This is a genomic window from Vibrio orientalis CIP 102891 = ATCC 33934, from assembly GCF_000176235.1.
Classification (GTDB): domain Bacteria; phylum Pseudomonadota; class Gammaproteobacteria; order Enterobacterales; family Vibrionaceae; genus Vibrio; species Vibrio orientalis.
On sequence record NZ_ACZV01000004.1, the window covers coordinates 1,191,532 to 1,204,951 of the forward strand.

The following is a 13,420-nucleotide window of genomic DNA, read 5'->3' on the forward strand; positions in this document are numbered from 1 at the left end:
ACCATCGTTTACTTTGTCTATTCTGGAAAACGAGCAATGATAAAAAGAAGTGATATAAAACAAGAAGATATCATCAAGTCCGCCATCGAAGTTTTTTCTCAGAAAGGCTTTGATCAAGCCAGTATGGAAGGTATTTCTAAGCATGCGGGGGTCTCAAAACGCACGCTTTACAAATACTATCCAAACAAAGATGCTCTCTTTGAGGTGATTGTAGATAAGCTCATGTGTCGTTTTGATGGCCATTGCGAGGTCGAATTTGAACCTTCTGTGTCGATAGAGCAGCAGTTAACTGAATTAACGCTCAAGCAGATGTGTTACATCAATAATGAAGATTTTCAAATCACCGCACGCTTGGTGATGGCTGAGTGTATTCGCTGTCATGAAACCTCGAAAGTACTGGTGTCAAAGTTCGAATCGATTGAAGACTCTTACGGCCTGCAAAATTGGGCTCAGCAAGGGATTGATGCGGGTGCGCTTGAGATTACCAATATTCCTCTGGCGATTGAGCAGTACATTGGCAGTATTAAAGCCGTCATTTTCTGGCCTCAATTGATCACTCACGCTCCACCGCCAAGCTGCGAGCAAGTAAAAGAGACAATTACACATGCAGTAACTAGCTTTGTAGCGACATACAAAGTGAACTAGATTTGTTTACACAAAACAAAACGCCCCTTACGGGGCGTTGTTGTTTTAGTTATTGTCGTGAATCATCACGTGTTCAAGTAACGATGAAACCATATCTTCATGGGACATCCCACTAAAGCCACTATCAAGCTGATGAACAAGGTTCTCAACCAAGATGCCTTGATCTTGCGTCCCCTCACCTTGCGGGTGAACACGTAATTCAACGTTGTCACCATCCACCTGCACATCAAGGTGTTTCAGTAACTCGTCCATATTCACTGAATCAGATTTAAGCTCAGGTAGTACTTCACGTAGATCGATTTTATCCCCTTCGCTGACGTTAAAATCTTTAATGGTATCCAATGAACCATCATCAATTTCATTCCAGACAAAGGTATCCATGCCAGTACCACCGACAAGAATGTCAGAGCCTAGTCCACCATAAAGGACGTCATCACCGTCACCACCTTCTAGATAATCATCACCAGCTCCGCCAATGAGCGTATCGTTACCATCACCGCCGACTAATAGGTCATTACCACTGCCACCTGTAAGCGTGCTGTTAGAGCCACTACCATCGAGGCGAACCGCTTCGGTGTCCGATGCGTGGTTAATCACTAAATCAGCAATATTGTTGACCACATTGAGATTAATCGCGATATGGTTACTCGACTCAGCCTGATCAAGGATGGTTCCGTCTTGGGCAAGTTCATGCGATACCGCAGTGACCTGCAGAGTATGATCACCCTCAGTCGCACCTTTAATGGTTAAACCTTCAATCGCCTCAGGGGACACCTTCCACACATCACCCACATGCGTCACATCACCAGTACTGCTCTCAATGGTCGCACCGGCAGGCACATCCCTCACTTCTAATGTGAGCGCTTCGCTTGCATCAGTTAACGCCGCCATAATACCAACAATCGCAAGTCCGCTTGTGCTAGCGCTTTGCGTTGCAGTAATGTTCTTGTTGAAGCTATATCTGCTATCAAGTGCTAGGGTTGGCGCATCCGCTACTGGATTAACGGTAATGGTGTAATTCTTTGGATCAGCCTCTAGCGCAAGACCTGAAGAGTTCCAACTATCTTTCGCTGTGACTTCCAGATCGACACTATTACCTGACACAGAACTCGCATCAATAAACACCCCTTCACTGCTACTACTTGGCTTATCAAGCAACGCGTTCAGGTCAGCGAGCGTACCCGACAAAGTCAGAGTACCACTACCGTTCCCTGTCGCAGTGACACTCGACCCAGCCGGAGCAACGAGAGAGAGTGTGCCGTCATCTACGCTTAGAGTGACCGTCATCAGGTCATTAGCTGAAGCGCCAACATAATCGACATCACTGACAGAGATTCCGCTTAACTGCTGGTTCGCATCTTCATCAATCTGCGAGGTAATATCGTCTATATCCAATATCGGCTTGTCGTTAACCGGAGTTACGTCGAAGGTAATCTCAGCGTTCCCCGTCTGATGATCCGCTTGACCATCGGTCGTGCCATCATCTTTAACCACGTAGCTAATTTTCACCGGGCCGTTGTAGTCTTTCGCAGCAACAAACACCCAGTTATCGCCTTGTTGAACCAAGCTACCCTGACCTTCCACGAGGGTCAGACTGTCAACGCTGATGGTGTCGCCTTCTTTATCAAAAGTACCATCAATCAAGTCTTGTACGCTGATGGTTAGACTGCCTTCTTCTTGCAAATCACCTAAGTCAAAGTCTTTCGGCTCAGGCGCATCGTTTACCTCAGTAACGTTAATCACAAAGGTTGTCTGATTGGTTGAAGAAGTTGAGCTATTACCCGGATCAATCGTACCGTTATTGCCACCGTCATCGACCGTCGCGGTCACAGTAACTGGCCCATTAAAGTCAGCATCAGGTTTAAAGATAACTTTCCCGGCAGCCAACGCAGCATTGATGTCGACTAGTTTACCTGTTGCAATAAGGCTGCCATCAGCAGCGATGGTAAAGTTAACCTTGGCATCACTCAGGAACTCTAACGTTCCGGCATTCACTTGCAGCGTCAGCTCGTAGGTTGCATCAGGGTCATCATAGGTGGCATCTATATCAGCAATCCCAAACTGGTTAATCGCGAGACCACCCACTACATCTTCTGAGGTCTCAAGATCAATCACGTTGACGAAAGTTGGCTGATCGTTGACTGGGTCAATAACCAATTCAACATCGAACTCAGACTTAGGCCCAAGGGCACCATTATCCACTGACTGAACTGAGATATGAATCGGGCTATCAATACCTAACGCATTGCCCGCATCACTGTTGTGCTGACCTGAATTAAAGATGATTTTATCCAGTTTCTGAGCATCCACTTCCAGTACCCAAGTACCTGTCGCAGCATTGTAGCTGGCTGGAGTACCGTCAGGATAGAGGATTGACGCATCCGTAGGTACGTTAGTTACCTCAACGCGAATGGTTTCCGGATCATTTTCGTTGTATGTGCCACTTCCTGTAGCTGACATTGCTCTATCAACCACAGACGCATTGATGGCGATATCAATGTTCTGACCTTCGTTACCGCTAACCGAATCAGTTACATCGGTATCAATGATGTCTCCCTCTGGAGCCACATTAACAACAAAGTTGGGCAGATTCGTAGCTTCCGTCGGCACACCTAGCAAAGATTCTTGGGTGAACACGCTAACACCAAACTCTGCCGAGCCACTGAAATGTTTAGGTGGAACAACCGATATCGCTGTTAAATCCAGACTGTCACCGCTGCCCGCAGGTAATTTGACACTCCACTCACCATTGCCATTATTTTTAACCGTATAACCGCTGCCAGGTTCTGCAGTGAACTGGAAACCGTCTGGCACATCCGTAAACTTAATTGATACAAATGATTCAGAACCATCGGTATCGGTCAGTGAGATAGATACATTACCGGAACTGCCCAGCGAAATAGGCTGATCTTCAGTACCAGATACTTCTATCTGGCCAGAACTGTTCTCAGGACCTGTTATAACCACTTCATCCAGCACTGGCACCACTTCAAATTCGACACTGGTTGAGAAATCACCAGAGTGACTGGTGGTGCTTGTAGAACCACTTTCATTAAAGGTCGCCGTATCCGTCACTGTACCCGTGATGTTAATCGCGACCTTGTTGTCATCGTTTCCTGTCGGGTAGTTCTTCGTCGGCTTAAACAGGATATTGTCTAGCGCATGCGCATCAATCTCACTCTTATCGAAGGTAACCGATGTACCGAGATTGTTAAACGTCACACTGCCATCAGGCGCGACCACTTTTTCATAGAAAGCACCCTCGGCTGGGGAGGCAAGCGTCAGAGTAATCGAGCTAAACGCTTCACTACCGCCCTCGACGCCACCGTTGTTGGTATCACCCAATTGCTGGTCAAAGTCGAGCTGAATATAGCTGTCTTCGTAGCCTACTTTGTCTGGGTTACCATCACCATTCTGATCAATCTGGTTGCCCGCGCTATCCAGTGAGCCCGTCACTTCAACAGTGATCGAAGGTTTGTCGCCATTAACATCAGCAACCGGATCAACTTTGATAATCAGATCAGTAGAATCGGTGTTCTCATCACCGGAAGAGGTATCTTTAGTGATAACGGTAATCGGCAATTTAAAATCACCAGAGTAGTCTTTAGGCAGATTAAGCGTTAAACCATCAAACGGGTCGACCGTACCATCAGCAGAGACTTTTGTCTGGAACACATAGTTTCCATTGACGAAATCGACTTCTGCACCGCTGATATTTACTGGATAGGATTGCCCGCCAATCATGACGTTACCCGCAATAATAATAGTCACTTCATCAGCCGACTCATTTCCAGTCGGAGGAGTTAAGGTAATAACGTTGTTAAGCTGATGACCTAAATCTACCTGCGTATCTTCGGTTGCATCGATAACGGCGTTATTAACGATATCAATTTCCGCAGCAACTTCGTTGCCAGCATTGACCAATTCAGGGAAAGAAAGCTCTAAAGACGTTTCGCGACGTGCGACCAATGAATTCTCATTGGCGTCTTCACCTTCATCAATCACTCGAGTAAACACATCTAAAGTAAGCTTATTATAGATGTTAGGTTGATTTGGCTTACTAGGGTCAAAATCAAGCCCGTGTGGCGCGCTAATACTGAAGTTGTCTTCATTTAGAATGACCCAGCGACCATCACCTTCATATGCAGCCCCCGTCACCACCAGTTGGCTAAGAACAGCATCAGACAAAGCATTGCCGTTTTCATCGGTCAGCTGGATAATGACATCTTGTACCAACTCGTCCGATGAAGCGTCAGTGTTTTGGTACTTAACGACGTACTCATCGTTTGTACTCGTATTATCGCTGTTAGTGGTAAATCGAATCAGACCTTTATTATCAGCTTGAATTGCCGTCTGGATAGCATCTCCCGCTTCATTGGTCACAACCAGTCTGTTATCGGCTTTATCATCAGGTTCAACGACAGGTCTCACCTCAACATGAACCGACCCGTTTATAGTTGCGGTTACACGACCACCTTCACCCACAATATTATCGCTGGTGTATTCATGATCACGCTCTTCGATTTCCACTGTCGTCGTCAGGTCGAAGTCTGTACTTGAATCCTTCGGTGGCGTGATTTGAATAAATCCGTCTGTGAGGGCCTGAGTGGTAAAGTCTTCATACGACTGACCCGGCTGAGGTTCAATGACAATTGTCCCATCTGCGTTGACCGCGACAGTTTTTCCCGCGACTTCGACGGTGTAACCAGGCTGAATGCCACCAATAGTAATCGAAGTAAAGTGCTCATCACTATCTGGATAATCTTTACCTTCTGGATACCAGTTGATGTTAATAGCAGAGTCTTCAAGACCAACTGAGGTTTCATTTTCGTAACTCAAGTTGGTATCGATTACAGGCTCAACGTTGACTCGCACAATTTGTTCGAAGCTACGACTATGACCATCGTTTTCCGTTACGATCACAGTGGCCTTAAGATCAATATTTTCAGTCGAAGAAGCAACTGGCTTAATGACAATACCGGTTTCGTTCTGTTCGCCAGTAATGTTGGCTTCATAAATCGGCTTATCGAGGTTTGGCGTACCGTCTGGATTTTTTTCATAACCGACGAAGTTGAGATCAATTACCTTGCCGTCACTGTCTTCGATTACAACGCCATGAGGGATATTCGATAACAATACAGTTACCGACTCGGAAGTATCGTTAGCGTTGTCAGCGTGCTCCCCAGACTGAATGGTGAAGTTCAGCGCTGCCTCTTGGTCTTCCTTAATGATGATTTCGACACCATCAACACCATTTTCTTCGAAGTTAGTCCAATTCGAATCCGCGGTATTACCCTGAGGAAGATCAACCACACCTTTCACTTCAACATTAACCGTTTTAGTGCCAAGAACTTGCTCACTGACCTGAGTGCCACTACTTAGAGATGCACTGTCTTTGACCACTCCTGTAACGTCAAATTTGAAGTCATTATTGCTGTGCAGCTTTGGAATAACTTCTACGTTGTGAATCTGGTCATAAGGAACTTCTTGGTAGGTTACACCATTGATCGTCACTTCAGTGATCTGGCTAGCACCGCTACCTGTCCAAGCGAGTTCAGCACCTTCAGTAATGTCTGAGATACGCACGTAGAGAGTTTCAGAACCATCGCTATCTTGCGATGGTGACATTGAAATCACTTCATCAAGAGTGAACGGGTCACGATCAGTTGTCGGATCAAGAGTATCTTGAGTGGCGGCATTATCTTCGAAGATGTTGATACGGTTGACGCTAAAGCTACCTTTGTCCGCTTCAGGTGCAACGTCAAAGGTCAGCTCTTGTGGCTGAGAGTGTGCCTCACTTTTACCTGATAGAGGGTTTTTAGTCTCATTGGTAACCGCAACGGCTTCAAGCTTAATGGTACCTGAGAAGTGGTCAACTGGATTGACCTGAATGGTATTAATATCTGCCGATGAGACATGATAAACACCGTTACTATCTGGAGTCAGAGGATTTCCATCTTTGTCGACAAGCTCGAAATTGCCGTCTCCAGCAGTGACACGGAGTTCATAGCTAATAGTCTCTGGTCTGCTGCTATCTTGTGTTACCGCTTGAATATCAATTGTTGCGTTATCACCATCTTCGGTTAACGAGTAATGGTACTGGCTGTTGGCATCATCCCAGGTTGCGATATCTGCGACACTTTCAATCTCAATATTAAAGCTAGAATCAAGGGTATGATCTATGGTGCCATTATTATCAATTTGTAGCTGATAGTTAATTTCAACCTCTTTACCACCCGTCGAGAAGTTACGATCTGGAACAAAGTAGAGGTTGTCAATCGTTGCAATGGTATTGTTGCCATTTTGCGTAAAGCTCTGCTGTAGAACAGAACCATCGAAGATGATATCCCCTGAAGCATTTGGTTCTAGTTTGTAGAACACACCGTTATCTTCGTAGTAGAAGGTCCCTCGGTGATTACCCGCTTCAATGGTCAACTGACCGATATCTTCTGCGTTATCTCTATCAAATAGGTCAACAGACAACTCGACCTTAGCCGGTGAGTCAGCTAATCCATCTTGATTGTCTTGTGCGTTTTCCCACTCTGGTGCTTCGCCCGGAGCATAGTTGATTTGCGAGTCGCGACCAGCGTCCTCGAAAGTCACAACCTTAAGTGCAATCGGCTCAGCTTCATGGTCAGTGATAGTGATATCTAACGGCACGACTGATGTATCTTTATCGCCGTCAGTCGCAGTGATATTGACTGTGAAGTTGATTTCTTCGCCGCTGTGCTCTAGATCTTTAGCCGCAGCGAATGTCACTTCGCCGTCAGAATCAATCACCAACCAACCGATATGGCGCTGGCTAACCTGACCATCTGAACCTGTAGTCTGTTCAAATACAAACAGGTTCTGAGAACCTGACGCCAAATCTACGCTGGTAGTGTAACCACCATGGCCGTCAGCAAAGACAATTTGTGCACCATTACTATCTTGAGTGCCTTCAACCTGAGTCAGAGAAGCATTGTCGGCGCCTTTATCAGTCTGGTCGGCAAACATATTGACCGTACTACTCCAGCCTTCTCCCTCTTCCGCTGTAAGCGACTGTCCCGTTAAGGTCGGAATATCATCAACCACTCGAATAGGCAACGTGATCACATTACTCTCATCGCCGTCAAAGTCAGTGGCTTTGATAGTGAAATCGATCTGAAGACTGTTTTCTCCGTCGCCTGCAAGGTGGTCGAGGGATTTAAGCAACTCGAAACGGTAGCTATTGTCAGCCGTATCAAAAATGATGGTAAACACCGCTTCACCACTTGCGGTTTCAGCAGTATAACTAAACTCGGTACCATTTTGTGCGACTGGTCGCCATGAAAGATCTTCACCGCCACTGGTTAAATCTTCGAGAATCTTATCCGCATCGGCTAGTTCATATTTAACGACACTATCCGCCCCTTCGGTTACGGTAAACGTACCGGAAACGTGAGTGCTGTGACTCTGATCTGAACCCACTCCAGACAAATCATCTTCATCGACTTGTGTATCACCAGTGGTACCAGTCAATGTAGGTTTGTCATCCGCGACTTCAATTGGCAGGCGAATTGGCTGGGAAGCATCCCCGTCGCGGTCAATTGCGACGACATCAAATGGAATAGTTAAGCTGTCTTCGCCTTGAGCATGATCGAGTGCTTTAATTTGGCTGTAGATGTAACTACCATCGCTAAATAACTCAAGAGTAAAGACCACAATGCCATTCGCCACACCGTGATAAACGGTCGGTCCAGTCGCATCACTAACATCTTTGATCTCTACATCAACACCACCCGATTTCAGACCACTTTCGGAAGTGTTGATATTGGTTAGTTGATACTTAACGACGGTATCAGCGCCTTGATTGGTGTCGAAGGTGCCTGTAGCAAACGCCTGCCCCGGTGAAGATCCGTAAACAGTGTCATCTTCGTTGACGGTAAACTTGCTACCATCACCAAAGCCGTCAATCTTAGCCATGTCATCACCAACATTAACCACAAGGTCACTGTTTGGCGACTTGTCACTATCGCTGTCTACCGCGTAAATAGGAAGGTGAACTTCTAGGTTGTCTTGACCTTGTACGCTATGGTCAAGCTCTTGCAGCAAGGTGACGGAGTAGTTGCCAAGGCTCGATTGGTCTAACGTGATACTCAGGACGTCAACTTGGTTAGTCACACCGTTTTCGGTCACGGTAATATAACCGCGATATACACCATCCGAGCTCTCTTCTAAGAACACTCGTTGCCCACCAGAGAAGATGCCGTCAGCATCCGCTCGGCCATTAAATTCGGCCACATCAATCTTCAGTGCCGTAACAGTATCACTGCCTGTTTCAAATGTGATCGTACCGCTCGCACTCGTCTCCGTAGAACCGACGCCTGAGCCATCACCCAAGCCCGCTTCATAGACGTTAGCTTCGGTAATTTTCGTGATCACCGGATCGTTACCGTCGGTAATGGTCAGCTCAACCTGACTGGTTAAGCTGTCACCGTCATTATCCGTCACGGTCACCACAATGGTGTGTTTCACTTCATCACTTGAAGCGTGGTCTACGTTGCTGTTTGGAATAAACGAGAGCGTGCCGTCTGGTGTAATAACCACTTTACCATCGGTCACTGGGTAGTCGGTTTTGCCCGCTTCAAGAGTGTACGAAGTGCCATCAAAGGTAAATGACGTCACTTGGCCTTGATCTGCACCCGCTTCGGTCAGCACATCGATAATGTTACTTTGCGCCGAGCTATCAGTGTCAGGCTCAACCACACTGAGCGTACCGTTAGCCACCACTTGAATATCATCACCCACATTAACCACTAGGTCACTGTTTGGCGACTTGTCACTATCGCTGTCTACCGCGTAAATAGGAAGGTGAACTTCTAGGTTGTCTTGACCTTGAACGCTATGGTCAAGCTCTTGCAGCAAGGTAACGGAGTAGTTGCCAAGGTTCGATTGGTCTAACGTAATACTCAGAGCGTCAACTTGGCTAGTCACGCCGTTTTCTGTCACGGTGATATAACCGCGATATACACCATCCGAGCTCTCTTCCAAGATCACTCGTTGCCCACCAGAGAAGATGCCGTCAGCATCCGCTCGGCCATTAAATTCAGCCACATCAATCTTCAGTGCCGTAACGCTGTCACTGCCAGTTTCAAATGTGATGGTGCCGCTCGCACTCGTCTCTGTTGAGCCGACGCCTGAGCCATCACCCAAGCCCGCTTCATACACGTTAGCTTCGGTAATTTGGGTGATCACCGGATCGTTACCGTCGGTAATGGTCAGCTCAACCTGACTGGTTAAGCTGTCACCGTCATTATCCGTCACGGTCACCACAATGGTGTGTTTCACTTCATCACTTGAAGCGTGGTCTACGTTGCTGTTTGGAATAAACGAGAGCGTGCCGTCTGGTGTAATAACCACTTTACCATCGGTCACTGGGTAGTCGGTTTTGCCCGCTTCAAGAGTGTACGAAGTGCCATCAAAGGTAAATGACGTCACTTGGCCTTGATCTGCACCCGCTTCGGTCAGCACATCGATAATGTTACTTTGCGCCGAGCTATCAGTGTCAGGCTCAACCACACTGAGCGTGCCGTTAGCCACCACTTGAATATCATCACCAACATTAACCACAAGGTCACTGTTTGGCGACTTGTCACTATCGCTGTCTACCGCGTAAATAGGAAGGTGAACTTCTAGGTTATCTTGACCTTGAACGTTATGGTCAAGCTCTTGCAGCAAGGTGACGGAGTAGTTGCCAAGGCTCGATTGGTCTAACGTAATACTCAGAGCGTCAACTTGGCTAGTCACACCGTTTTCGGTCACGATAATATAACCGCGATATACACCATCCGAGCTCTCTTCCAAGATCACTCGTTGCCCACCAGAGAAGATGCCGTCAGCATCCGCTCGGCCATTAAATTCGGCCACATCAATCTTCAGAGCCGTAACGCTGTCACTGCCAGTTTCAAATGTGATCGTACCGCTCGCACTCGTCTCCGTGGAACCGACGCCTGAGCCATCACCCAAGCCCGCTTCATAGACGTTAGCTTCGGTAATTTGGGTGATCACCGGATCGTTACCGTCGGTAATGGTTAGCTCAACCTGACTGGTTAAACTGTCACCGTCGTTATCCGTCACGGTCACCACAATGGTGTGTTTCACTTCATCATTTGAAGCGTGGTCTACGTTGCTGTTTGGAATAAACGAGAGCGTGCCGTCTGGCGTGATAACCACTTTACCATCGGTTACTGGGTATTCGGTTTTGCCCGCTTCAAGAGTGTACGAAGTACCATCAAAGGTAAATGACGTCACTTGGCCTTGGTCTGCGCCCGCTTCGGTCAGCACATCAATAATGTTGCTTTGCGCCGAGCTATCAGTGTCAGGCTCAACCACACTGAGCGTACCGTTAGCCACCACTTGAATATCATCACCCACATTAACCACTAGATCACTGTTTGGCGACTTATCACTATCGCTGTCTACCGCGTAAATAGGAAGGTGAACTTCTAGGTTATCTTGACCTTGAACGTTATGGTCAAGCTCTTGCAGCAAGGTAACGGAGTAGTTGCCAAGGCTCGATTGGTCTAACGTAATACTCAGAACGTCAACTTGGCTAGTCACACCGTTTTCGGTCACGACAATATAACCGCGATATACACCATCCGAGCTCTCTTCCAAGATCACTCGTTGCCCACCAGAGAAGATGCCGTCAGCATCCGCTCGGCCATTAAATTCGGCCACATCAATCTTCAGTGCCGTAACACTGTCACTGCCGGTTTCAAATGTGATGGTGCCGCTCGCACTCGTCTCCGTGGAGCCGACGCCTGAGCCATCACCCAAGCCCGCTTCATACACGTTAGCTTCGGTAATTTGGGTGATCACCGGATCGTTACCGTCGGTAATGGTCAGCTCAACCTGACTGGTTAAGCTGTCACCGTCGTTGTCCGTCACGGTCACCACAATGGTGTGTTTCACTTCATCATTTGAAGCGTGGTCTACGTTGCTGTTTGGAATAAACGAAAGCGTGCCGTCTGGCGTAATAACCACTTTACCATCGACCACTGGGTATTCGGTTTTGCCCGCTTCAAGAGTGTAAGAAGTGCCATCAAAGGTAAACGAAGTCACTTGGCCTTGGTCTGCACCCGCCTCGGTAATAATGTTGATGGTATTACTTTCAGCAGAATCACCAACCGTAGGTTCAATGACGCTTAAGCTGCCATTAGCTACAATCTGGATATCATCGCCAACGTTGACGATGAGATCCGAGCGCGCCGATTGATCATTATCGGCATCGATAGCAAACACAGGCAATGAAATAGAAACAATGTCTCCTTGAACTGCGCTCCCCTGCTCGCCTTGATCAATTTCTTCAAGTAATTCAACTTTGTAGTTGGCGTTGAATGTAGTCTCCGTCGTCGCCACATCACCAATCGACACTTTAAGCACATCAACGCGAGCGCCATTTAAGGTGATATAACCGACATAGTTGCCTGGTTGGCCCACGACGGTTTCAAGAACAATCGTTTGTCCCTGAGAAGTAATAGGAGAAGATTGCTGAGAAGCATTAAATGCTTCAACATCGATTTGAAGTTCGGTAACCGTATCACTACCAAGCTCGCCGGTTAACGAACCGGAATACTCAGTCTCTGTTGGACCTACTTTAGAGCCATCACCTAAGCCAGCTTCGTAAACGTTGGCAACATCAATTGAGGTAAATTCTGGTGCCGAGCCATCATTAATCGATACTTGCGCATCAATAGGAACCTCGATCGGATTGCCACCCACATCAGTACCAGTGATCTCAAACGAGACCGTAATTTGATCATCCGTGAAGGCAACTTGACCGCCTCCTACTGAAGGTACGTGGTCAATAGGTTGGGAAATGGTCGTTGTCAGTTCTAAGCTAACGTCTTTTCCAACACTGGTAACATCAATATCAATACGGAGTACTTCTTCACCGTTTAATACACCGACAATTGAATTATCTGCAGCATTGTAAGTAAATGAAACCGCTTCACCGTTTGAGGTAATGTCTGAGTTTAGTTCATTGAGGAGAGAAGCAAGAGAAAGTGTGTCAGGAACAAATGAACTAGGGTCGAGAGCTAAACCACCAGCAAATATAGTCGCCGAGCTTGTTGTTGAAACTGGGTAGGTAGAGCCGGATAAGTCACCTTCGGTTAACTGAGCAGTTAAGCTCTCCCCGCCATCAGCAAGAATTAACGGCGCTATATCGTCATCTCGAATAATGGTGTCATCGTCATTGGCAAAACCCGATGTTTCAAAGAAAGTGCTTGCAAGCACCTCGGCACCGTTATAGTCAATGGTAACAAAACCAGCATTTGCGGAACCAACGCCTCCACCAGCGGCGGTCGCTTCGAGTAATTCTGTTGGGTCAGCACCTTCTAAAATAGCTTGCTGAATAGCAGCTAAATCTTCCGTTCCAAATGATGCAGAGTCGAGCTGAGGAATGTCAAAATTCACCTCGGCCGCGATTGGAGCATTCCCCCAAACATCCTGCTCTTGCTCACAGGCGACACAGTTTTCCCCAAACTGAAAATCAGAATGTGCCGTTTCAATAACAAGCGTCGAACGATTAGATGTAATGACAATCCCGCCGGCGTTTATCTGATCACCGACACTCAATTTATGCGCTTTACCATCAGGGTTAACCCCAACCACATCCCCGGAAACTTCTTTTACAATTGCAGCTTGGCGTACAACTTCCACGTCCATAAGGTCTCCTCAAACACTTAGAACCTTTAAACTGATTTATTTTTTATAAATTTTGTAACCAAGAGTAACACAATAAAGCACA

2 protein-coding genes are annotated in these 13,420 nt (G+C 46.9%); one reads left to right on the plus strand and one right to left on the minus strand.

All coding sequences use genetic code 11. The features are described 5' to 3' along the window. The first annotated feature begins 36 nt into the window (after positions 1 to 36). Positions 37 to 645, plus strand: coding sequence for a TetR/AcrR family transcriptional regulator (locus VIA_RS08890; RefSeq protein WP_004412527.1), 609 nt, complete (start codon positions 37 to 39; stop codon positions 643 to 645). A gap of 45 nt (positions 646 to 690) precedes the next feature. On the opposite strand, the gene VIA_RS08895 is transcribed toward VIA_RS08890, so the two are convergent. Beyond that, complete coding sequence (locus VIA_RS08895; protein WP_004412528.1) at positions 691 to 13,338, minus strand: retention module-containing protein; 12,648 nt, start codon at positions 13,336 to 13,338, stop codon at positions 691 to 693. Between the last annotated feature and the right edge of the window lie 82 nt (positions 13,339 to 13,420).